General features: G+C 67.4%; 23 protein-coding genes. 11 read left to right on the top strand and 12 right to left on the bottom strand.

All coding sequences use genetic code 11. The features are described 5' to 3' along the window. Positions 1 to 18 precede the first annotated feature (18 nt). Both FK219_RS02495 and FK219_RS02500 read left to right on the top strand, forming a co-directional pair. Positions 19 to 393 (top strand): hypothetical protein, encoded by a 375-nt coding sequence (locus FK219_RS02495; protein ID WP_152582127.1) that lies wholly within the window; start codon positions 19 to 21, stop codon positions 391 to 393. A gap of 68 nt (positions 394 to 461) precedes the next feature. Then, a complete protein-coding gene (locus FK219_RS02500; RefSeq protein ID WP_152582128.1) occupies positions 462 to 1,823 on the top strand; it encodes a transaminase in 1,362 nt (453 codons plus the stop codon). A gap of 107 nt (positions 1,824 to 1,930) precedes the next feature. Here the strand turns inward: FK219_RS02500 and FK219_RS02505 are convergent, their stop codons facing one another. From FK219_RS02505 to FK219_RS02535, 7 genes are all read right to left on the bottom strand, one after another. Continuing rightward, positions 1,931 to 2,908, bottom strand: coding sequence for a ribose-phosphate diphosphokinase (locus FK219_RS02505; protein ID WP_152582129.1), 978 nt, complete (start codon positions 2,906 to 2,908; stop codon positions 1,931 to 1,933). 48 nt (positions 2,909 to 2,956) lie between these two features. Further along, on the bottom strand, positions 2,957 to 4,405 hold the full coding sequence (gene glmU, locus FK219_RS02510; protein WP_152582130.1) for a bifunctional UDP-N-acetylglucosamine diphosphorylase/glucosamine-1-phosphate N-acetyltransferase GlmU: 1,449 nt from the start codon (positions 4,403 to 4,405) through the stop codon (positions 2,957 to 2,959). Continuing rightward, the gene (locus tag FK219_RS02515; RefSeq protein ID WP_152582131.1) at positions 4,402 to 4,752 is read right to left on the bottom strand and encodes an SRPBCC family protein; all 351 of its coding nucleotides are present in this window, start codon (positions 4,750 to 4,752) and stop codon (positions 4,402 to 4,404) included. The genes glmU and FK219_RS02515 overlap by 4 nt, the downstream gene beginning before the upstream one ends. A gap of 4 nt (positions 4,753 to 4,756) precedes the next feature. Beyond that, a complete protein-coding gene (locus tag FK219_RS02520; protein WP_328821575.1) occupies positions 4,757 to 6,166 on the bottom strand; it encodes an L-serine ammonia-lyase in 1,410 nt (469 codons plus the stop codon). Positions 6,167 to 6,613: 447 nt separating this feature from the next. Further along, positions 6,614 to 7,525, bottom strand: coding sequence for an NAD-dependent epimerase/dehydratase family protein (locus tag FK219_RS02525; RefSeq protein ID WP_152582132.1), 912 nt, complete (start codon positions 7,523 to 7,525; stop codon positions 6,614 to 6,616). Beyond that, positions 7,522 to 8,304, bottom strand: a complete 783-nt coding sequence (locus FK219_RS02530; RefSeq protein ID WP_152582133.1) for a MaoC/PaaZ C-terminal domain-containing protein — start codon at positions 8,302 to 8,304, stop codon at positions 7,522 to 7,524. The genes FK219_RS02525 and FK219_RS02530 overlap by 4 nt, the downstream gene beginning before the upstream one ends. Beyond that, positions 8,301 to 9,206, bottom strand: a complete 906-nt coding sequence (locus tag FK219_RS02535; protein WP_152582134.1) for an SDR family oxidoreductase — start codon at positions 9,204 to 9,206, stop codon at positions 8,301 to 8,303. The genes FK219_RS02530 and FK219_RS02535 overlap by 4 nt, the downstream gene beginning before the upstream one ends. 98 nt (positions 9,207 to 9,304) lie before the next feature. Between FK219_RS02535 and FK219_RS02540 the strand changes: the two genes are divergently transcribed. The 5 genes from FK219_RS02540 to FK219_RS02560 are packed head-to-tail and all read left to right on the top strand — an operon-like array spanning position 9,305 to position 13,719. Continuing rightward, on the top strand, positions 9,305 to 10,213 hold the full coding sequence (locus FK219_RS02540) for an SDR family NAD(P)-dependent oxidoreductase (protein ID WP_152582135.1): 909 nt from the start codon (positions 9,305 to 9,307) through the stop codon (positions 10,211 to 10,213). A 59-nt stretch (positions 10,214 to 10,272) separates the two neighbouring features. After that, on the top strand, positions 10,273 to 11,031 hold the full coding sequence (locus FK219_RS02545; protein ID WP_152582136.1) for an enoyl-CoA hydratase family protein: 759 nt from the start codon (positions 10,273 to 10,275) through the stop codon (positions 11,029 to 11,031). Continuing rightward, positions 11,028 to 11,900, top strand: a complete 873-nt coding sequence (locus FK219_RS02550) for a CoA transferase subunit A (RefSeq protein ID WP_328821577.1) — start codon at positions 11,028 to 11,030, stop codon at positions 11,898 to 11,900. Before FK219_RS02545 ends, FK219_RS02550 begins: the two co-directional genes overlap by 4 nt. Next, positions 11,900 to 12,649, top strand: coding sequence for a CoA-transferase subunit beta (locus FK219_RS02555; RefSeq protein ID WP_152582137.1), 750 nt, complete (start codon positions 11,900 to 11,902; stop codon positions 12,647 to 12,649). Before FK219_RS02550 ends, FK219_RS02555 begins: the two co-directional genes overlap by 1 nt. Next, the gene (locus tag FK219_RS02560) at positions 12,646 to 13,719 is read left to right on the top strand and encodes an NAD(P)H-dependent flavin oxidoreductase (RefSeq protein WP_152582138.1); all 1,074 of its coding nucleotides are present in this window, start codon (positions 12,646 to 12,648) and stop codon (positions 13,717 to 13,719) included. The genes FK219_RS02555 and FK219_RS02560 overlap by 4 nt, the downstream gene beginning before the upstream one ends. 48 nt (positions 13,720 to 13,767) lie before the next feature. Here the strand turns inward: FK219_RS02560 and FK219_RS02565 are convergent, their stop codons facing one another. From FK219_RS02565 to FK219_RS02575, 3 genes are read right to left on the bottom strand one after another with little or no spacing between them, the layout of a single operon-like run. After that, on the bottom strand, positions 13,768 to 14,919 hold the full coding sequence (locus FK219_RS02565; RefSeq protein ID WP_152582139.1) for an acetyl-CoA C-acetyltransferase: 1,152 nt from the start codon (positions 14,917 to 14,919) through the stop codon (positions 13,768 to 13,770). 23 nt (positions 14,920 to 14,942) lie between these two features. Further along, positions 14,943 to 15,734, bottom strand: coding sequence for an SDR family oxidoreductase (locus tag FK219_RS02570; protein WP_152582140.1), 792 nt, complete (start codon positions 15,732 to 15,734; stop codon positions 14,943 to 14,945). Next, positions 15,731 to 16,900, bottom strand: a complete 1,170-nt coding sequence (locus FK219_RS02575) for an acyl-CoA dehydrogenase family protein (RefSeq protein ID WP_152582141.1) — start codon at positions 16,898 to 16,900, stop codon at positions 15,731 to 15,733. Before FK219_RS02575 ends, FK219_RS02570 begins: the two co-directional genes overlap by 4 nt. Before the next feature lie 135 nt (positions 16,901 to 17,035). Here FK219_RS02575 and FK219_RS02580 point away from each other — a divergent pair, with 135 nt between their 5' ends. The 4 genes from FK219_RS02580 to FK219_RS02595 are packed head-to-tail and all read left to right on the top strand — an operon-like array spanning position 17,036 to position 21,145. After that, positions 17,036 to 17,890 carry an enoyl-CoA hydratase gene (locus FK219_RS02580; RefSeq protein WP_152582142.1) on the top strand — a complete coding sequence of 285 codons (855 nt, stop codon included), beginning with the start codon at positions 17,036 to 17,038 and terminating at the stop codon, positions 17,888 to 17,890. Further along, complete coding sequence (locus FK219_RS02585) at positions 17,887 to 19,062, top strand: acyl-CoA dehydrogenase family protein (protein ID WP_152582143.1); 1,176 nt, start codon at positions 17,887 to 17,889, stop codon at positions 19,060 to 19,062. The genes FK219_RS02580 and FK219_RS02585 overlap by 4 nt, the downstream gene beginning before the upstream one ends. After that, positions 19,059 to 20,015, top strand: a complete 957-nt coding sequence (locus FK219_RS02590; RefSeq protein WP_152582144.1) for an acyl-CoA dehydrogenase — start codon at positions 19,059 to 19,061, stop codon at positions 20,013 to 20,015. The genes FK219_RS02585 and FK219_RS02590 overlap by 4 nt, the downstream gene beginning before the upstream one ends. Before the next feature lie 14 nt (positions 20,016 to 20,029). Continuing rightward, positions 20,030 to 21,145 carry an acyl-CoA dehydrogenase family protein gene (locus FK219_RS02595; RefSeq protein WP_152582145.1) on the top strand — a complete coding sequence of 372 codons (1,116 nt, stop codon included), beginning with the start codon at positions 20,030 to 20,032 and terminating at the stop codon, positions 21,143 to 21,145. Position 21,146: 1 nt separating this feature from the next. On the opposite strand, the gene FK219_RS14065 is transcribed toward FK219_RS02595, so the two are convergent. Both FK219_RS14065 and FK219_RS02605 read right to left on the bottom strand, forming a co-directional pair. Continuing rightward, on the bottom strand, positions 21,147 to 21,761 hold the full coding sequence (locus tag FK219_RS14065; protein WP_152582146.1) for a gamma carbonic anhydrase family protein: 615 nt from the start codon (positions 21,759 to 21,761) through the stop codon (positions 21,147 to 21,149). Between the two features lie 2 nt (positions 21,762 to 21,763). Next, positions 21,764 to 22,504, bottom strand: coding sequence for an SDR family NAD(P)-dependent oxidoreductase (locus tag FK219_RS02605; protein ID WP_152582147.1), 741 nt, complete (start codon positions 22,502 to 22,504; stop codon positions 21,764 to 21,766). Positions 22,505 to 22,553: the final 49 nt, after the last annotated feature.

Consider the following 22,553-nt stretch of genomic DNA (forward strand, 5'->3'; position numbering starts at 1 on the left):
AGTGCGACACTGGAAGGGATGACCGACGACGAGAACCCCCGCGAGCTCGACGACTGGGAGCCGTACGGCGCTCCCGGCGACGAGACGACCTCCCCGTGGGAGCGCCGCCGCCGGGTCATGCGCATCGTCGCCCTCGTCACCATGATCGCGATGGTCGTGCCCGGCGCCCTCACCTCGTGGGCGATCGCGCAGTCCACCGCCGAGCGATCGTGCCGCATCGCGGTCGACTATTACGCCAACGAGCGCACGCCCTCACGAGTGGCCTTCGAGCTCGGCTCGCCCGACACGCTCGGCTGGAACTGCTACGCCATCGCCCCCACCGGTGAGGTGCGCGTCGCGCTGCTCGGGCTCATCCCGGGCCCGCCCCGCCTCGTGCCGACGACGCGCGTCTGAGGTGCCGTGGTCGGGACTGCACGAGTGCGCACTGCACTCTCCCCGCCACTCCGGGCCAGAATGAGCGCATGACCGTCATCGATCGCACCCGCCTCACCGAACTCGCCGAGCGCGAGCAGGCCGCCTTCGCCGCGGCGCGACCCCGCTCACGCGCCGCCTACGAGAGCGCCGACCACCTCTTCGGCCGTGTGCCTATGACGTGGATGAACAAGAAGTCGAGTGCCTTCCCCGTCTACCTCGACCGCGCGCAGGGCAACCGTGTGTGGGACATCGACGGGCACGAGTACATCGACTTCGCCCTCGGCGACACCGGCGCGATGGCGGGCCACTCTCACCCCGCCGTCGTCGAGGCGGTGCAGCGCCGCATCGGCGAGCAGGGCGGGCTCACGACGATGCTGCCGACGGAGGACGCCGAGTGGGTGGGCGCCGAGCTGTCGCGCCGGTTCCGCATGGACCGGTGGAGCTTCGCGCTGACGGCGACGGATGCGAATCGCTGGGCGATTCGACTCGTGCGCGCGATCACCGGAAAACCGAAGATCGTCTTCCACTCGTACTGCTACCACGGATCGGTCGACGAGTCGCTCGTCGTCGTCGGGCCCGACGGCGAGAGCATGTCGCGCCCCGGCAACGTCGGCGCGCCTGTCGACGTGACCGAGACCTCGCGCGCCGCCGAGTACAACGACCTGCCGGGCCTCGAGCGCGCCCTCGCGCACGGCGATGTCGCCGCGGTGCTCATCGAGCCCGCCCTGACGAACATCGGCATCGTGCTGCCCGAGCCCGGCTACCTCGAGGGCGTGCGCGAGCTGACCCGTCAGTACGACGCGCTGCTCATCATCGATGAGACCCACACGTTCTCGGCCGGGCCCGGTGGCATGACGACGGCGTACAACCTCGAGCCCGACCTGGTCGTCATCGGCAAGTCGATCGGCGGGGGCATCCCGACCGGGGCCTACGGCCTCTCAGCCGAGTTCGCCGAGCGCGCGCTCGCGCGCGACGACCTCGACCTCGTCGACATGGGCGGCGTCGGCGGCACCCTCGCGGGCAACCCGGTCTCCGTCGCGGCGATGCGCGCGACGCTCGAGCACGTGCTGACCGACGAGGCCTTCGCGCACATGATCGACACGGCGACGTACTTCACCGACGGAGTCAACGAGCTGTTCGACCGGTACGACCTGCCGTGGGCGATCAACCAGCTCGGGGCGCGCGCCGAGTACCGCTTCGCCCGGCCGTACCCGATCAACGGCACGCTCGCGGCCGAGGCCGCCGACGGCGAGCTCGAAGACGTCATCCACCTCTACCTCGCCAACCGCGGCATCATGCTGACGCCGTTCCACAACATGGCGCTCATGGCGCCCATGACGACGCGGGCCGACGTGGATGCTCACCACGAGGTCTTCGAGGCGTGCATCCGCGAGCTGCTCGCGCTCTAGCTGTCTCCGGCGCACGAGTGTGCCACGTAGTGGCAACCGTGCTCGCTGTAGGCGGCACAGTTGCCACCCACGGGCACAGTTGTGCCAAGCGGAGGTGCCGCAGCAGGTTAGGCGGCGCCGTCGAACATCGACGTGACCGACCCGTCGTCGAACACCTCGTGGATGGCCCGCGCGAGCAGAGGCGCGATGGGCAGCACCGTGAGGCGATCCCAGCGCTTGTCGGCCGGCACGGGCAGCGTGTCGGTCACGACGACCTGGTCGATCGACTCATCCTGGAGGATCTCGAAGGCCGGGTCGCTGAAGATCGCGTGAGTCGCGGCGACGACGACGCCCGTGGCGCCCGACTTCTTGAGCGCCTCCGCGGCCTTGACGATCGTGCGACCGGTGTCGATCATGTCGTCGACGAGCAGGCACACTCGGCCCTCCACCTCGCCGACGATCTCGTGCACGGTCACCTGGTTGTGCACCATCGGGTCGCGCCGCTTGTGGATGATCGCGAGTGGAGCATCCAGCTTCTGGCTCCAGATGTCGGCGACGCGCACGCGCCCCATGTCGGGCGAGACGACGGTGAGCGTCGCCGGGTCGAGCTGGGCGCGGAAGTGCTCGAGCAGCACGGGCATCGCGAAGAGGTGGTCGACGGGGCCATCGAAGAAGCCTTGAATCTGAGCGGCGTGGAGGTCGACGCTCATGATGCGGTCGGCGCCGGCGGCCTTGAACAGGTCAGCAACCAGTCGCGCGCTGATGGGCTCGCGACCTCTGCCCTTCTTGTCTTGACGCGAGTAGGGGTAGAAGGGCGCGACGACCGTGATGCGCTTGGCGCTGGCCCGCTTGAGGGCGTCGACCATGACGAGCTGCTCCATGAGCGCCTCGTTGATGGGCTTCGCGTGCGACTGCAGCACGAAGGCGTCGCACCCGCGCACGCTCTCGTCGTAGCGAGCGTAGATCTCGCCGTTGGCGAAGGTGCGGGCGTCGGTGTGCACGACGTCGGTCTGCAGGTATTCGGCGACCTGCGCGGCGAGCTCGGGGTGGGAGCGCCCCGACACGATGACGAGTCTCTTCTGGCCGGTGATCTTGATGCTGGCCACTACTGCCCGCCTTCCGCCGCGATGTGCGACTTGTCGTGTTCTGGTCGCCTACTCGGTGCTCTGGTCCCCGTCGGCCTCGGATGCGGCCGCTGCCGCCTCCGCCGCAGCCGTCCCCGGGCGATTCGCCGCCACCCACCGTGGAACAGTGCGCTGAGGTGCGTGGTTCACCGCGAGGGCGCCGGCCGGAACATCCTTGCGGACCACCGTTCCCGCTCCCGTGTACGCTCCGTCCCCAATCCTAACGGGGGCGACGAACACGTTGTGCGAGCCCGTGCGCACATGCGCGCCGACCTCGGTGCGGTGCTTCGTGACGCCGTCGTAGTTGGCGGTGATCGTGCCGGCTCCGATGTTGGAACCCTCCCCCACGGTCGTGTCGCCGATGTAGCTCAGGTGCGGCACCTTGCTGCCGAGCCCGATGACCGCGTTCTTCGTCTCGACGAAGGTGCCGATCTTGCCGCCTGCCGCAAGCTGGGTGCCGGGGCGCAGGTAGGCGAAGGGGCCGACGGAGGCGCCCGCCCCGATGACGGCGAGCGTCCCGTCGGTGCGGCTCACGCGCGCGCCCTCCCCGACCTCGCAGTCGGTCAGGGTCGTGTCGGGGCCGACGACGGCGCCGCGCGCGATGCTCGTGGCGCCCTTGAGCTGGGTGCCCGGCAAGATCTCGACGTCCTCGTCGAGCGTGACGGTGCGGTCGATCCACACGCTCGCCGGGTCGCTGATCGTGACGCCCGCGAGCTGCCACCCGCGCACGATCATCTGGTTGAGGCGCAGTGCGGCGTCGGCGAGCTGCACGCGGTCGTTGACGCCCGCGACGATCCAGCTCTGGCCGGCAGGCAGGGCGGCGACCGGCTGCCCGGCGGCCCGCATGAGGCCGATGACGTCGGTGAGGTACTTCTCTTGCTGCACGTTGTCGGTGCTCACGAGGGCGAGCGAGTCGCGCAGGGCCGGCACGCTGAACACGTAGGTGCCCGAGTTGACCTCGGTGAGGGCGCGCTCGGCGTCGGTGGCATCTTTCTGCTCGACGATGCGGTCGAGTGCTCCGGCCGCGTCGCGCACCACGCGGCCGTAGCCGGTGGCGTCGTCGAGCACGGCGCTGAGCACGGTCGCGGCAGCGGCGTGATCCCGGTGCTCGGCGATGAGCCGGGTCAGGGTGTCGGCGTCGAGCAGCGGCACGTCGCCCGAGACGACGAGCACGTCGCCTGCGAAGTCTGCCGGTAGGGCATCCAGCGCCACTTCGGCGGCCCGCCCCGTGCCCGGAATCTCGTCTTGATCGACGATCGTGCAGTCGCCGTCGCACTCGAGCACGGTCGCCGCGACGCGGTCGCGCTCGTGCCGCACGACGGTCACGAGGTGGGCCGGATCGAGAGCGCGCGCGGTGGCGAGCACGTGGCCGATGAGCGGGATGCCCGCCAGACCGTGCAGCACCTTGGGGGTCTGCGACTTCATGCGGGTGCCTTGCCCGGCGGCGAGCACTACGACGGCGAGGCGCGAGTCAGTCATTCCTCTATCTTCTCGCACAGCGCGGCGAGCCGACGCAGGTCGGCGGCGACAGCCTCGGCGTCATCGCGCCACTGCTCGTCGGTCATGCCGGGCAGCCGCTCGAGTGTGAAGACGATCTCGCTGCCGGCGCCTCGCGGTTCCACGCGCAGGCGCACGGGCACGACGGTGCCGTCGTGCAGCGTGACCTCGTGGTCGAGAATGCCGCGCTCGACGTCGATCGAGAACTCGATCTGCGCGTCGCTCGACAGGCCGCTCGCCCACTCGGGCATGCGGTCGAGGTCGGCGGCGACGGTCATGACCTGCGCGACCGTGCGGTCGACGCGCTGGCGGATGTCTCGAGAGAACATGGGCTCAGCACTCCACCACGTTCACCGCGAGGCCGCCCTCGCTCGTCTCTTTGTACTTCGTCGACATGTCTTCCCCCGTCTGGCGCATGGTCTCGACCACGGTGTCGAAGCTGATGAGGTGAGTGCCATCGCCGTGCATCGCGATGCGGGCGGCAGCGACGGCGTGACCCGCGCCGATGGCATTGCGCTCGATGCAGGGCAACTGCACGAGGCCGCTCACGGGGTCGCACGTGAGGCCGAGCGAGTGCTCCATGGCGATCTCGGCCGCGTTCTCGACCTGCTCGGGGGTGCCGCCGAGCAGGTGGGCGAAGCCGGCGGCAGCCATGGAGGCGGCGGAGCCGACCTCGCCCTGACACCCCGCCTCGGCTCCCGAGATGCTCGCATTCGACTTGATGAGCGCGCCGAAGACCGCCGCGACGAGCAAGAATTCTCCGGCAGCGGCGACGGGGTCAGCGGGCTTCTGCGTGTCGAGTGCGTGCCGCAGCACGGCCGGGATGATGCCCGCGGCACCGTTGGTCGGCGCCGTGACGACGCGGCCACCCGCCGCGTTCTCCTCATTGACGGCGATCGCGTATGCCTGCAGCCACTCGGGGCTCGTGTCACGCGTGCCCTGCTCATCGATCGCGCGCAGCTTCGCGGCCATGGCAGCCGCCCGTCGCGGCACCTTGAGGCCGCCGGGCAGGATGCCCTCGGCGCTTAAGCCCCGGTCGATGCAGTCGGTCATCGCGGCCGCGACTGCGCGCAGCCCCGCCGTCGTAGCCGCCTCGCCGCGCAGGGCGTGCTCGTTCTCGCGCGCGAGACCGACGAGGCCGAGGCCCGTCGTGCGGCAGCGGTGCAGCAGCTCGACCGCGGTGTCGAAGGGATACGGTACCGGCATGGCCGCGGTGCCTCCGGTCTGGGGGGCATCACCCTCGTGCTCGACGAATCCCCCGCCCACCGAGTAGTAGGTCTCGAGGGCGAGCGGGTGACCTTCGGCGTCGAAGGCCCGCAACTCGAGCGCGTTGGGGTGGCGCTCGAGGCGCACTTGCGGCATGAATCGCAGCCACTGCGGATCGAGGGCGATGCGGTGCGTGCCGCCGAGAGCAAGCATCCCGTGGTCGGCGTCGGCAACCACGCGCTCGACGTCATCGTGCGTGACGGTCTCGACCGTGCAGCCGGCGAGGCCCGCGAGCACGGCGCCGAGGGTTCCGTGGCCGACGCCGGTCGAGCCCAGCGAGCCGAACAGGTCACACTCGACGCGGGCGACCGTATCGAGGCCGGGCGTCGTCGCGAGCTGCTGCACGAAGGCCTGCGCGGCGCGCAGCGGGCCGACCGTGTGCGAGCTCGACGGCCCGATGCCGACGCGGAACAGGTCGAGGGCAGAGATGTACTCCCGCGCCGCGAGGGGGGCGGGCAGGGCGACGACAGTTCTCACGACGGCTCCTTGTCGCGCGGGCCGGGTTACGGCGCCGCGGGTCTCAGGCCAACCGCTGCTACCGGTTGCGGCGCTCACGGTCGGTCGGCGGCGCGCAGGCACCCGGGTGCGGGCGCCGTCGAACCGCTGCAGACATTCTGGCGCAGGTCGCTCGCGGCCGCACGACGCGACGCGTGCGGGTGGTGTAGAGCGCGTCACGCTCGTTGAGCCGTAATGGTGAACCTGTGCGCGGACGCCGGTCAACTCCTTCCCATGAGGTAGGTCGGCTTTGCCGGGTTCCGCTTCACCCTCTCATCACCTGAGATCACGCGGCGAAGACTCTGGCGTGTGAGCGGCAAAGGTGCCAGACGCTGCATGCCTACACTCATGGCAGGTTTTCTCGAGCTTCGATGCAACGTCGGGGCAGCACTGCAAGGGCGCACCTAGCGGCTCGATCCTGTGAGTGCCTCACCAGGCCTTCGAGATCTCTCGCTGAATCTTCTCAACCGCATCCCTGACATCGTCTCGGCGATACGACAGCGTGGCCACATCGGCGGGCGAGGGCTGATAGGCGATGACACGACCGCGACCCTGCACGATGAAGCGATCCGGTTGATACGGGCACTCCTCATCGCGTTCTGGCACCCGCAGAGTCGAGCCCGCAACATCGGCAAGCACCTGGAAGAACTCTTGGTAGCGAAGGTTCTGATCGCCGATCAGATAGGCGGTGCCGGGTTCGCCTCGCTCGAGGGCGCCGAGCGTCGCTTCGGCGAGTGACCGCACCGACATGTAATTGGTGCCGCCGGGGGGGGCGAAGACATTTTCTGGGCGCTCACCGCGAAGCCACGAGAACATGCGTGCGAAACGGCGCAACGATGATCCCTGGATCGCCCCGACAATCGACGGCGGGTTCAGAGTGATCGCGGCGAAGGTGTCGTCGGTCAGGGCGCGCGTGCGCTCATCGGCCGCCTTGCGGGCTGCGACATAGGGCAGGTTCTTCGCCCACTCTGGGTACAGCTGATGGTAATAGCTTCCGATCTGCACGAACCGCCGCACACCGGCTCGGCGAGCGGCGTCGGCGAAGGCGGGCACTCCTCGAGTCTGCACGCGCTCCCAGATCTCGTCGCCCTCTTCGTCTGCGGGGATATGCCGAATGTCTTGCCCAGCAGCGAAAACCACCTGTTCGAAAGGTTCTAGCGCAGACGGGTCGGTGACGTCGGTGTAGTCGGCCACCAGTCGGGGCATTCCGACGATCTGCGCCGGGTCTTCGCTGGAGCCCTCCCGCCGCGCCATGATCGTCACGCCGTGCCCCTGGGCAGCCAGAAGTTCAGCGATGTGCGCACCGATCATGCCGGTGCCTCCCACGACGAGGGTGTTCATGAGAAGACCGCCCTTCCGTGCGAAATCGCCGTCTCCGTGCCCCGAAGAACAGAGAATCGCCCCTCCTGGTCAGCCACCACCGTCAGCATGTCTCCGGGGAGCACCATCCCAGAGAATCGGCCATCGAGGCTCGTAAGGTCAGCCGGATGCGCTCCGCGGTGTGCCGCGAGGGGCAGTGTCGCCGCGGCGAGAGTGCAGAGCCCCTGCAAGATCGGCCGTGGCTGCCCGATCTGCGCAGCGGCATCCGGATCGATGTGAATGTGGTGCCGGTCACCCGTCAGCCGATAGAGGGCGGCCTGGTTCTCGACAGTCTGCAGCGGCAGCTCGGCCACCTCTGCGCCGAGTTCGTGCGGAGCACTAGAAGGACCTCTGTCTCCGCCGAACCCGCCCTGCCCCGGAGCGAAGATGCCCCAGGTCGCCGTGAAGGCATCGCATTCGATGATGACGGTGTAGACCGCTGCGGAACCCTTGTCCCAGACATCACCGACACGAGCACGCATGCGCAGCTCTCCCGAGCGCTCCAGCGGCGCATGCACCTGGAGGTTCTGCGAACCGTGCACAGACTGCGGTCCGAATGCTCCCGCCTCGGCCATGACGTCGGGAGCCCATTGGGCGAGGGTCAGGCCGAAAGTCGGAAGCACCCGGAGGCGATCCTCGAAGACGAGGTCGAGCTGATGAGCTGCGGCGCCGACCGCCAGCGCGTACAGGATGACGTCGCGGTCGCTATACGCAATCGTGCGCTCACCGAGATCGCGCCCGATCCAGTCACCGGCACTCATGCGCCGTACACCGGCTCGGGCGTGGCGCCCTGAGCGATCAACTCGCGCAGTAGCGGACCCACCTCAGCCGCCTGCCAGCGCTTACCCAGGTCACGCACGGGGCCGTGACGCCACCCTTCTTCGACACACACTCGGCCTCCCTCGATCTCGATCACGCGACCGGTGACATCTCCTGCGTCGGGGCTGGCCAGCCAGGCGACGATCGGCGAGACGTTCGCAGGATCCATCTTGTCGAAACCTGCCTCCGGCGCCGCCATCGCGTCAGCGAAGGGCCCCTCGGTCATGCGCGTGCGCGCCGATGGTGCGATCGCGTTGACGGTGACGCCGTAGCGACCGAGTTCTTGGGCGGCGACAAGAGTGAGAGAGGCGATGCCGCCCTTCGCAGCCGAGTACGCCCCCTGGCCGACGCTGCCCTGCAGCCCCGCTCCCGACGAGGTGTTGATGACCCTGGCGACCGGCATTCGGCCCGCTTTGACCTCCCCACGCCAGTATGCCGAAGCGTGGCGGAGCGGAGCGAAGTGACCCTTGAGGTGCACGCGAATCACCGCATCCCACTCGTCTTCTTCCGCGCTGACGATCATGCGATCGCGCACGAATCCAGCGTTGTTGACCAAGATGTCGAGTCGCCCGAAGTCGTCGATCGCCTGCTGCACCATGGCTCGTGCCTGCTCGAAGTCGGCGACGTCAGCTCCATTCGCCACGGCTTCTCCGCCGCGCGCGCGAATGATATCCACCACATCCTGGGCTGGTCCGGTCGAGGTGCCGTCGCCGTTGAGGGTGGTGCCGAGGTCGTTGACGACCACCTTGGCTCCCTGCCGGGCGAGCTCGAGCGCGTGTTCCCGGCCCAAACCTCGGCCGGCTCCGGTGACGATCGCCACCCGTCCTTCACATATTCCTGACATGGGCCTCTCCTTCGAGTGGGGTTGCTCGCCAGCCTATCCAAGGTGACCAAGCAACTGCTAGTTTGGCAGAGGTTCTGTTTATCGACGAAGGAGTCAGCATGCCCCGGCAGACCGTGACGGTCGTCACCGGCGCGAGCACGGGAATCGGGCGCGCGGTCGCCCTACGTCAGGCTCGCGCCGGCGATCGCGTGTGGGCCTTGGTGCGAGATCCGGCAGCGTGTGCCGAGATCGAGAACACCGCACAGCACGAAGGGCTCGCCCTTCATCTCGTCGCGGGAGACGTCACCGACGACGCGTCAACCGCAGCGGCCTTCAAGCACATTCTCGATGTGAGCGGGCATGTCGACCGCCTGATCAGCAACGCCGGTGCCTATCTGGGGGCACCCTTCGAGTCGATGACCGTGGACGAGCTCCGCGGCGTCTTCGAGGTCAACTACTTTGGTGCCCTTCGCTGCGTGTCCCACGTGCTCCCCGGCATGCGTCGCGCCGGTGGCGGCATCATCATCGCAGTGAGCTCGCAATCCTCCGAGGCGATTTTTCCTACTTGGACGGCATACGCAGGTTCCAAGCGCGCGCTCGAGGCTTCTCTCGAGTCGCTCGCGCTCGAGGTCGCCAGCCTGGGAATCAGGATCGCGATTGTGCAGCCGGGAATCACCGCGACCGCCATGCGCACAAAGATTCAGCCCCGCAGCAATCCTCCGGCGTACGACGCACTGCTACAGCGGTATCGCACGATCATCGCCGCCGACCGCGGCGACAGCATGGAGCCAGACGACGTCGCGCAAGCCATTCAACGCACCATCGAAGACGCTCAATCACCGTGGCGCGTTCGGGTAGGTCGGGATGCGCAGCGCAACATCGACATGCGGCAGGCCGCTGGCGACGAGCAGTGGATCAGCTTGTTCGGCGCGACGAGCGACGACACGTTTTTCGCGGCGTGGACAGCGCTCAGCGGCTCGCCAGACCCGCGCGATCGTGCGGATGAGTCCCTCGCCGATCCACACTGACCCCCGGTCAACCAAGCAAGTGCTAGGGTAAACAAGCAATCGTTAGGTAAGGAATTCCCATGGCAGTGAGTTCAACCGTTCGTCACAAGGGCGTTCGCGTCGTCACGATGGACTACCCCCCGGTCAACGCACTCCCCGTGGCGGGCTGGTACGCCGTCGCCGATGCGGTGCGCGATGCCGGAAACGACGGCGAGACGCGCGTGGTCGTACTGCGCGCCGAAGGCCGAGGCTTCAATGCCGGAGTCGACATCAAGGAGATTCAGGCGACGGAGGGGCACAGTGCCCTGCTCGAGGTAAACCGCGCATGCTACGCGGCCTTCAAGGCGATCTACGAGTGCGCCGTGCCGGTCATCTCGGCGGTCAATGGCTTCTGTCTCGGCGGAGGCGTGGGCTTGGTCGGCAGCAGTGATGTCATCGTCGCCTCCGACGACGCCTACTTCGGAGTGCCCGAAGTCGACCGCGGTGCACTCGGGGCGGCCACACACCTGGGCCGCCTGGTTCCACAGCACATGCTGCGAGCGCTCTACTACACGAGCACGACCGTTTCGGCCCAGCGCCTTCACGACCTCGGCACGGTGCACGCGGTGGTGCCGAGTGCCGACCTCGACGATGCGGCATTCGCCTTCGCCGACCAGATTGCCGCGAAAGACACTCGGGTGATCCGGGCGGCCAAAGAAGCGCTCAACGGGATTGATCCGATCGACATCAACCTGAGCTACCGCTTCGAACAGGGCTTCACCTACGAACTGAACCTCGCGGGAGTCGCCGACGAACATCGCGACGCCTTCGTGCAGCACGGCGGCACCCTCTCCACGTGAACGACCCACAGATCGAGCTCGACGACGTCGCGGACCTCATCCACGACGGCATGACGATCGGCATCGGGGGCTGGGGCTCGCGCCGCAAGCCACTCTCTCTTGTCCGGGCCGTCGTGCGGTCGGGTGCGCAGGACCTCACGATCGTGAGTTTTGGCGGACCCGATGTGGGGATTCTCTCGGCCACCGGCCAGGCAACGACCGTGATCCACGGTTTCGTCTCCCTCGACTCTGTCGCCATCGACCCGCACTTCGCCGCACGACGTGAGGCCGGCACGATCTCGAGCATCGAATGGGATGAAGCAATGCTGGTCGCCGGGCTTCGCGCCGCAGCCCGCCGACTGCCCTTCGAGGTAGTGCGATCGGGAGTCGGCTCAGACGCCGTTGAGCGAGACCCCTCCTTGCGCACGATCGCCTCACCGTACGGCGACGGGGAAGAGCTGCTCGCTGTGCCCGCCGTGCCACTCGATCTGGCCCTGATCCACCTCGATCGTGCCGACGAAACAGGCAATGTGCAACTGCTCGGACCCGATCTGTTCTTCGACGACCTCTTTGTCGACGCGGCGCAGACCGCCATCGTGAGTGTGGAAGAAATCGTGCCGCGCGGAAAGCTCGCGACGACCGAGGCTCTCTCGTCGATCGTGCTCACGCGCGCCTCGGTCGACCACCTCGTGCTGGCCCCCGGCGGAGCAGGCTTCACAGCCCACCCGCCCTACGCGGAGCGCGACGAGGCGCTGCAGTCGCACTACGTCGACGCTGCTCGGGATCCCCAGGCGTGGGCGGCCTTCGCCACACAGTTCCTCACAGTGTCCGACGAGCAATACCGCGCGTCGGTCACCGCCTTCGCTCGAAATGTCGCGGGTGCGCAGTGATGGCCACTCGGGCAGAGGTTGCCGTAACGGCCTGCAGCGACCTGTTCCGTGGTGCCGGCGCGATCCTGGCGAGCCCTACCGGCATCGTCGCGGGCATCGGCGCACGCCTCGCGCGCCTGACCCACGCTCCCGACTTGCTGCTGAGTGACGGTGAGGCCACCCTGTATGCCGACACCCCCGCTATCGACGAGCCGTTCCGCGAACCCGAAGCACCTCTTCCCTACCGCGCGCTGTTCGAGCTCATCGCGCGCGGTCGGCGCCACGTCGTGATGGGCGCCGCACAGATCGACCGTTTCGGCAACCAGAACCTCTCAGCGATCGGCGATCGCGACCACCCCCGGCGGCAGCTGCTCGGCGCTCGCGCCGCCTCGACCAACACCCTGAACCACCGCACGAGCTACTGGATCGCGCGCCACGCACCGCGCACCTTTGTCGAACGGGTCGATGTCGTGACGGGGATCGGTACCGATCGCGCCGCTGCGCTCGGAAGGGCAGGGCGCTTTCACGACCTGCATCGCATCGTCACCAACCTCGCCGTGCTTGACCTCAGCGGGCCCGAGGGCACCATGGCCATCGTGAGCACGCACCCCGGCGTGAGCGTTGACGAGGTGCAAGCAGCGACCGGTTTCGAACTGTGGGTGCCGCCCACGGTGCCGACGACCCGCGAACCCGACGACGACGAGGTGTCGATCATCCGCGACCTCCTCGACCCCCGAGGCTTACGAGAACGAGAGGTTCCTCAGCCATGAGCACTCCACCGAAGATTCGCACCGCGCTCACCGAACTCACCGGTGTCGACCACCCGATCGTCCAGACCGGTATGGGATGGGTCGCCGGGCCACGTCTGGTCTCAGCCAGCGCCGAAGCCGGTGCCCTGGCGATCCTCGCCTCGGCGACGATGACGATCGAAGAACTCGAGAGAGCGATCATCGAGGTGAAGGGTCGCACCGAACGCCCCTTCGGCGTGAACCTGCGCGCAGACGCTGCGGATGCCAGCGCTCGAGCCGAGCTGCTGATCCGCCACGATGTCGCCGTCGCCTCGTTCGCTCTCGCCCCCAAACGTGAACTCATCGACAAACTGAAAGAGCACGGCATCGTCGTGATTCCGTCGATCGGGGCCGTGCGGCACGCCCAAAAAGTGCAGGAGTGGGGTGCCGACGCGGTCATGGTTCAGGGCGGAGAAGGGGGCGGCCACACCGGTGCGGTGCCCACCTCGATACTGCTCCCCTCGGTCGTGTCGGCGGTCGACATTCCGGTGATTGCGGCGGGCGGTTTCCACGACGGTCGCGGCCTGGCGGCAGCCCTGGCCTACGGGGCAGTGGGGGTCGGAATGGGCACTCGCTTTCTCCTCACCAGCGACAGCGCGGTTCCCGAGGCCATCAAGCGTCGGTATCTCGAGTTCGGTCTTGACGGCACCGTCGTGACGACAAAGGCCGACGGCATGCCCCACCGCCTGCTGCGCACCGAGTATGTCGAGGAGCTCGAGAGCACCAATCGGCTGCGCACTCTGATTCCGACGGCACGTCGTGCCCTAGAGTTCCGGCGCATCAGCGGAATGTCGTGGCCGCAGTTCCTCACCGACGGTCTCGCGATGAAGAAAGCCACCGGCCGCAGCTGGTCGCAGATGGCGGTCGCCGCGAACACTCCCATGCTGCTCAAGGCGGGGCTGGTCGACGGCGACACGAAGGCCGGGATGCTCGCCTCCGGCCAGGTCGTCGGCCTCATCGATGACCTGCCGAGCTGCCAAGAGCTCGTCGATCGGGTGATCAACGATGCCGTGACGCATCTGGAGCGCGCCGCCGCCACCATCATCCGGTGATAGCGAGCGCGGGCTGGCCTCTCGCTCGGCCAGCCCGCCCGCTCGGTGTTAGAGACGCTCGATGATCGTCACGTTGGCGACGCCGCCGCCCTCGCACATCGTCTGAAGCCCGTAGCGGCCGCCGCGACGTTCAAGCTCGTTGAGCATGGTGGTCATGAGTCGCGTGCCGGTCGCGCCGATCGGGTGCCCGAGAGCGATACCTCCACCGTTCACGTTGACCCGCGAGTGATCGGCCCCGGTCTCTTTTATCCAGGCCATCACGACCGACGCGAAGGCCTCGTTGACCTCGAACAGATCGATGTCGTCGATGCTCATGCCCGCGCGCTGCAGAGCATGTTTCGTCGCCGGAATGGGTGCGGTGAGCATCCACACCGGATCAGCGGCCCGCACCGACAGGTGGTGGATGCGCGCCCGCGGGGTGAGACCGTGCGTGCGTACCGCGCTCTCGGAGGCGATGAGCATGGCAGAGGACGCATCGCTGATCTGCGAGGACACCGCTGCCGTGACCCGACCACCTTCGACCAGCGTCGGCAGGGAGGCCATCTTTTCGAGCGAGGTCTCACGACGCGGGCCCTCATCGACCGAGAGGCCCGCCAAGGGCGCGATCTCTGCCTCGAATCGACCCTCATCGGTGGCGGCGATCGCACGCCGGTGACTCTCGAGGGCGAAGACCTCCATCTCTTCCCGGCTGAGGTTCCAGTGCGTGGCGATCATCTCGGCCGCGCGAAACTGTGAGACCTCTTGGTCGCCGTAGCGTGCGCGCCAGCCCGGCGACTCGGCAAACGGAGTCGTGAACCCGAACTCGGCACCGGCCATCATGGCCGATGAGATGGGAATGGCCGACATGTTCTGCAGCCCGCCCGCCACGACCAGATCGGCCGTTCCCGACATCACCGCTTGCGCCGCGAAGTGAACGGCCTGCTGGCTCGACCCGCACTGCCGGTCGACGGTCACCCCGGGAACATGCTCCGGCAGGCCCGCGACGAGCCAGGCCGTGCGCGCAATGTTGCCCGCCTGCGAGCCCAGTGTGTCGGTGCACCCCATGATGACGTCGTCGACCGCGGCGGGGTCAATGCCCGAGCGCTCCATGAGCGCGCCGATCGCGTGCGCGCCCAGATCTGCGGAGTGCACGGCGGCGAGGCTTCCGCCGCGCTTGCCCACGGGGCTCCGAACAGCGTCGATGATGTAGGCAGTGCTCATGGCGGGGTTCCCTTCGATGGGTGTCACGGGTGCTGGCTGCTGACGGAGACGACCTCGCCCGTCATGTACGAGGAGTAGTCGCTCGCGAGGAAGACCATGACGTTCGCGATCTCCCACGGCTCCGCCGCGCGCCCGAAGGCTTCGCGCGATTTGAGCTCCTCGAGAAGTTCGGGCGTCGTCACCTTCTCGAGAAAGGGGTGCATGGCCAGACTCGGCGAGACGGCGTTCACCCGAATACCGTGCGGAGCAAGATCTTTCGCCGCCGAGCGAGTGAGTGCCATCACGCCGGCCTTAGCGGCCGCGTAGTGCGCTTGACCCTCCTGGGCGCGCCATCCAATGACGGAGGCGTTGTTGACGATGACCCCGGGATGCTGCGCCTCCACCATGCGTCGCGCTGCGGCCCGCACACAGCGGAAGGTTCCCGTCACGGTCACGTCAAGCACGAGCGACCACTGCTCATCGGTCATCTCGAGAATCGAGACGGTGCCCCCGAGGCCAGCGTTGTTGATCATGACGTCGATCGGTCCGGCAAGCTCTGCCGCATCGAGCATGGCGGCAATCTGCTCTTCGCGAGTCACGTCGCACACGACAGCGGTCACGCGCTCAGCCCCGAACTTCTCGGCCAGCTCGGCTCGAGAAGCCTCGAGCCTGCCCTCATGCGTGTCACCGATCGTGACGTGCGCCGCGCCCTCTTCGAGGCACCGCAGTGCGGTGGCGGAGCCGATCCCCGCTCCGGCCGCCGCAGTGATGACGACTCGGCGGCTCGCGAGCAGGCCGTGTCCGCTCGGGTAGTCGGGAAGTGTGCTGGGGGTCATGACCGCGCCTCTCTGGGTAGTCCGAGCACGCGCTCGGCGAGCACGTTACGCAGGATCTCGTCCGAGCCGCCATAGAGGGTGTCTGCACGGCTGAACAAGAACAGTGTCTGGAGATCGTCAAGGTCGTAGGGCTCGGCCGCGACCGTGAGAGCTTCGGGGCCGGCCACCGCCATCGCCAGTTCTCCGAGGTCGCGATGCCACCGTGCCCAGAGAATCTTCGCCACGGACGACTCATAACCCTGCTCACCCCCGAGGGAGCGCAGAGCGTGGAGTCGGATGATCTCGAGCCCGAGGTGCGCCTCGGTGATGCGGTCACGAAGTACGGGATCATCGATGGCACCCGTGCGACGGGCCGTCTCGATGACCACCTCGAGTTCACGCCGGTACGAGATCTGCTGAGCCAGCGTCGACACACCGCGCTCGTAGCCGAGGGTCGCCATCGCTACCCCCCAGCCCTTGCCGGGTTCTCCGACGACGAGGTCAGCGTCAGTGCGGGCATCATCGAAGAAGACCTCGTTGAACTCGCTCGTACCGGTGAGTTGAAGAATGGGGCGAATCTCGACGCCCTCCTGCTCGAGGGGCACCAGAAGGTACGAGAGTCCGTCATGACGGCGCTCACCGTCGCTCGTTCGAGCCACCACGAAGCACCACTGAGCGTGTTGGGCGAGCGAGGTCCAGACCTTCTGCCCGTTGATCACCCACTGGTCACCCTCGAGTCGAGCACGAGTGGAGACGTTCGCGAGGTCTGAGCCAGCCCCGGGTTCGGAATAGCCCTGGCTCCACAACTCTTCTACGGCGACGATCTTGGGGAGGAAGCGCTGCTGCTGCTCGGGCGTTCCGAGGTCGATCAGCGTCGGGCCGAGCAGTTCTTCTCCCAGGTGGTTCACGCGAGCGGGCGCGTTCGATCGCGCGTACTCCTGGTGGAAGATCACCTGCTGGGCGAGGCTGAGACCACGGCCACCGTGTTCGACGGGCCACGCGACGCAGGTCCAGCCCGCCGCCGCCATGTGACGGTTCCATTCCAGACGCTCTTCGAAGGCTTCGTGCTCGCGTCCGGAACCGCCGAGACCCTTGAGGCGGCCGAACTCGCCCTGCAGGTTGGCGTCTAGCCAATCGCGAATTTCCCCGCGAAACTGCTCGTCCTCTGGAGAATAGGTGAGATCCACGTCGTCGTCTCCTCGCTGAGCTCAGGGGGTGGCTGTCGAACTCTTCCGTCACGTATAGTAGCAATAACCAAGCATTTGTTTGGTGGATTGGCCGGATTGCCCATCAGGTCGACCCACCCACGGTGAGGAGAGCTGATGTCGGCCGAAGAAGATCCCGTCGTCACCTATGAGGTTCGCGACTCTATTGCGATCATTCGACTGAATCGACCGCGGTATCGCAACGCCCAGAACTCGGCGGTCACCTACGCGCTCGATGCAGCCTTCGTGCAAGCCACCAACGACGACGCCGTCTCGGTCATCGTGCTCGGCGGCAACGGCGACCACTTCTGCGCCGGTCACGACATCGGAACCCCCGGTCGGGATATCGACCAGAGCTTCGAGCGCAAGGCAGTGATCTGGTGGGATCACGTGGGTGCCGAGGGAGTCGATTCTCGCTTCGCACGCGAGTCGGAGGTGTACCTCGGCATGTGCCGTCGCTGGCGAGAGATTCCCAAACCCGTGATCGCCATGGTGCAGGGTGCCTGCATCGCGGGCGGCCTCATGCTGGCGTGGTCGTGCGACTTCATCGTCGCCTCCGACGACGCGTTCTTCCAAGATCCCGTCGTGCGCATGGGGATTCCCGGAGTGGAGTACTTCGCCCACCCCTGGGTCACCAATCCGCGTGCGGCGAAAGAGATGCTGTACACCGGTGACCGCATGCCCGCCCAGCGGGCACACGAGCTGGGGATGGTCAACCATGTCGTGCCGCGCGACCAGCTCGAGCAGCACACCTTCGATCTGGCGGCGCGCATCGCGCAGATGCCCCGACTCGGCTTGGCACTCAGCAAGAAGGCGGTCAACCAGGCGGAAGACCTGCAGGGCATGCGTGCAGGAATGGACTCGGTGTTCGGTCTGCACCATGCCGCGCACGCGCACAATGCCGAAGTCGGCGGCGACTCGCTCGGCGGCGTCGGGGTGACCTCCATTCGGAAGGCGAGCGAGAAGCCATGAATCTCGACCTGACCCCTGAACACGAGACGTTCGCGGCCGAGGCGCGCGCCTGGCTCGCCGAGAACGTGCCCGCGCAGCGCCTGCCCTCCATGGACAGCGCCGAGGGCTTCGTCGCCCATCGACAGTGGGAAGCCACGCTCGCGGAGGGCCGCTGGTCAGTTGTCTCGTGGCCCGAGCAGTTCGGAGGCCGCGATGCCGGCCTCGTGGAGTGGGTGCTCTTCGAAGAGGAGTACTACCGTGCGGGCGCGCCGACCAGGGTGGCACAGAACGGCATCTCGTTGCTCGCGCCGATTCTGTTCGACCACGGCACCGAGAGTCAGCGCGAGCGCTACCTCGCCGACATGGCCAACGGCACCACCATCTGGGCTCAGGCGTGGTCAGAGCCGGGTGCGGGCAGCGACCTCGCTGCGATCCGCAGCACCGCCCGTCGCGACGAGGGCCGCCAGGGTTGGGTGCTCAACGGGCAGAAGATCTGGAGTTCGCGCGCCGTATGGGCTGATCGCGGATTCGGCCTTTTTCGATCTGACCCCGAGGCGCAGCGACACCGCGGCCTCACCTACTTCTTGTTCCCCCTCGATGCCGAGGGAATCACCGTGCGCCCCATCGCCCAACTCGACGGCGAGACCGGGTTCGCGGAGATCTTCTTCGACGACGTCTTCGTACCCGACGATGATGTGCTCGGCGCTCCGGGAGACGGGTGGCGCGTGGCGATGAGTACGGCCGGCAACGAGCGCGGCCTGTCACTTCGGGCCCCCGGGCGCTTCCTCGCCGCGGCAGAACGGCTTCGATCACTATGGGTGCGCGAAGGGGCGAATGACCCCGCACTCGACGATGCCGTGGTCGACGCCTGGATCGGCGCCGAGGCCTACCGACTCTTCACCTGGAACACGGTTGCTCGAGCACTCGACGGCGCAGACCTCGGTGCCGAGGGGAGCATGAACAAGTTGTTCTGGTCCGAGCTCGACGTGAGCATCCACGAGACCGGTCTCAGCCTGCTCGGAGCGCGAGCGGAATCTCGCAGCACCGCAGCCGTCGATGGCGGCCGCTGGGTTGACGACTACCTCTTCGCCCTCGCCGGCCCGATCTATGCCGGCACCAACGAGATTCAACGCAACATCGTCGCCGAACGCATCCTCGGACTGCCGCGCGGCGAGAGGAGAGAACGCTCATGAGGTTCGTGCCGACCGACGAACATGAAGCGCTGGGCGAGGCGATCGACGAGATCATCGCCGGTTGCGGTGGTGTCGATGTCCCTCGTGGTTGGGCGAACGGCGACACCGCGTCGGGCCGCCGGCTGTGGTCGCAACTGGCGGACCTCGGGCTCACCGGTCTTCGGGTGTCTGAAGACGACGGAGGAATGGGCGGCACCCCGCAAGATATGGTGGTCGCGTTCGAACGCCTCGGGTACCACGCGGCTCCCGGCCCGTACATCGAGTCGGTCGCCTTCCTTCCGCACGTCGTCCCCTCCGACATCCGTGCACAGATCGCACAGGGAGTCATCGCCACCACCAGTGCGGCACCCCACGCACCGTGGGCAGTGGATGCGCAGATTTCTGACTTGATCTACGCCGTCGGCGACTCTTGGTGGGCCGAAGCGACGGTCGGGTCAGAGGAAGAGTCGCTGTCGGCTCTGCGTCGACTCGTCGTCGTGGATCCGGGCGAGCGCACCTCTTCAGACTCCGCAGCGATCGCCTTCGCGCACGATGAGGCGTCGCTCGCGGCCGCCGCCTACCTCGTCGGCGCCGGCGAGCGCCTACTCGACGAGGCGGTGTCGTACGCGGGCGTGCGTGAGCAGTTTGGGCGCCCGATCGGCGAGTATCAGTCGCTCAAGCATCAGCTCGCCGACGTGAGAGTGGCCCTGAGTTTCGCGCGACCTCTCGTGCACGGCGCCGCGGTGACGCTCAGCGACCACACCGGCCCCCGTGCGGTGTCGGCCGCGAAGGTGGCAGCCGGGGTAGCGGCGCGGCGGGCAGCACGCACCGCTCTTCAAGTGCACGGTGCCATTGGCTACACCGCCGAGCATCATCTGGGCCTGTGGGTCACGCAAGTGCCTGCCCTCGACACGGCCTGGGGAACACCAGCCACACACCGCGCCCGTATCGCCCGCGCTCTGCGCGCTGAGTGAAGGAGCAGCCTCCGATGCAGTTCGACCTCACCGACGAGCAACAAGAGCTCGTCTCGTTCGTTCGCGAGCTTCTCACCCAGCGCTCCGACAGCGGTGCCGTGCGCGCCGTCATGGGCACACCGGATGGTTTCGATCGGGGACTCTGGGCGGTGCTCTGCGGCGAGATCGGCGCGGCGTCTCTCGCGATTCCTGAGGAGTTCGGTGGTGCCGGATTCAGTTCTTACGAAACGCACCTCGTACTGGAGGAGCTCGGATACGCCCTCACCCCCTCGCCCTTCTTGGCGTCAGCCATCCTGGCAACGCAGGCGCTCCTCGTGGCGAACAACTCCGAGGCCAGCACTCGACTGCTGCCCGGCATCGCCGACGGCTCCCACATCGCCACGCTCGCCTGGGCGGCTCCCGATGGCCGATGGCGACCTGATCAGATCGGCGTTGATGCGACTCCGAACGGCGAGAGCTGGTCTCTCTCCGGCGAGGTGCCGCTTGTCGCCTATGGCGCCCAGGCCGACACCCTGCTGGTGATCGCGCGCACCTCGGCGGGGGTGGCACTGTTTGAGATCACCGGCGAGAGCGGAGTTACCCGCGAGGAGACCAGCGCCATGGATCCGACGCTGCGGTTCACGACCGTAAGGCTCACCGAGGCGCAGGGGCGGGAAGTCGCGGCAGGAGGCACCATCGACCTCGAGCTGCTGCGAGCTCGGGTCTTGACCGCGGTCAGCGCGCTGCAGGTCGGAACCGCAGCACGCGGACTGGATATGACACTCGCGTACGCCGGCCAGCGCGTGCAGTTTGGGCGCACCATCGGCTCGTTTCAGGTCGTCAAGCACCGCCTGGCCGACATGTACGTGCAGCTCGAGACCGCCCGCACGGCATCGCGGGCAGCCGCGTGGGCTGTCGCGAACGACTCAGACGACGTCACCGAGCTGGCCCGAATCGCCAAAGTGTGGTGCTCACGAGCACTTGATTTCGTCGCCAGCGAGACCGTTCAGTTGCATGGTGGAATCGCGATCACCTGGGAGCACGACGCCCACCTGGTGTTCAAGAGAGCACACGCGACGGCGCAGTTGTTCGCCAGCCCCTCCGAGGTTCGTCGCGAGGTCGAAGAGTCGCTGCTCGCCGCTTCTGCCTAGATCACTCTGGACGACGACGGGTCTCGTGCAAGGGTTGTGAGACGTCTTTGCCCGTGCTGACCCTCGGGCGGTTCGGTTCGGGCTCGGCCAAGGGTGTCACGGGGCGCAGAGTCGCCCGGCTTCGCTGTGCGAGCTCTTGATAGATGCGCACCCCGTTGGCCTTCCACGCGAGGGCCTCATCGTCGAGTTCACGAATCACCCGAGCCGGGCTGCCGAGAACGAGCGACCGCGGGGGAATCTCGGTGCCCGCGGTCACCACCGCTCCTGCACCGACGAGAGATCCTTCGCCCACCACGACGCCGTCCAAGATGACTGCGCCGATTCCCACCAGCGCGTACGACTCGATGCGACAGCCGTGCAGCACGGCCGCGTGGCCGATGTGACTGTGAGGCTCGAGAACGGCATCTGCGCCCGGAAAGGCGTGGATGACGCTGGAGTCCTGCACATTCGAGCCCTCACCGACGAGGATGCGCCCGAAGTCGCCCCGCAGGCTCGCGAACGGCCCGATGTAGCAGCCGGCTGCGATCTGAACATCGCCGATGAGGCTCGCAGACTCATGCACGAACGCCGTGGGGTGAACAACGGGGATGACGCCGTCGATCTCGTAGCTCGTCACGGTCACGCCGCCTGTCCGCCATCGATGACGTATTCGTGACCCGTGCAGTAGCTGCTCGCGTCGCTGGCGAGGAACGCGACGAGGTTCGAGACCTCTTCGGGTCGCCCCGCTCGAGGAATCGGGATCGTCGAGATGAATCCGACGCCCTGCCGCGTCTCCTCGCTGATCATCGGGGTGTCGACAGCGCCCGGGCAGATGGCGTTGACGCGGATTCCGAGGGCGCCGAACTCCCGGGCGGCCGAATGCGTGGCCCCCAGCAAGCCCCACTTGGAGGCCGAATACGGAACGCGATCGGCATAGCCGGCCAGTCCTGCGGTGGAGGAGATGTTGATGATCGAACCACCGTGCCGCCCCATCACGGGGGCCACCGCTTTCATGCCCAGCATGGGCCCCACGAGATTGATGTCGATCGTGCGCCGCATCGTGGCCTCATCGGTGTCGACCAGCGGCGCCACGGGGCTGTATCCGGCGTTGTTCACCAGAACGTCGACGCGCCCGAAGGTGGACTCGGCGAGCGCGACCACGGCATCCCAGTCCTCTGCCGAGGTCACATCGTGGCGCGTTGCCACCGCGTCATCGCCGAACTCTGCGGCGATGGCACGGACTCCCTCGAGGTCGAGGTCGGTGAGAACGAGTTTCGCACCGAGCTGGTGCAGCAGTGCCGCGTGCGCGCGGCCTTGGCCACCGGAAGCGCCGGTGAGCAGAACGACCTTGCCGGTGAGGTGAACGAGGGGATCAGACATGGGAAACACCTTTCTGCGTAGAGTGTCGTCCGGTCATCGGCACGACGAG

The organism is Microcella pacifica (assembly GCF_009371975.2).
Lineage (GTDB): Bacteria > Actinomycetota > Actinomycetes > Actinomycetales > Microbacteriaceae > Microcella > Microcella pacifica.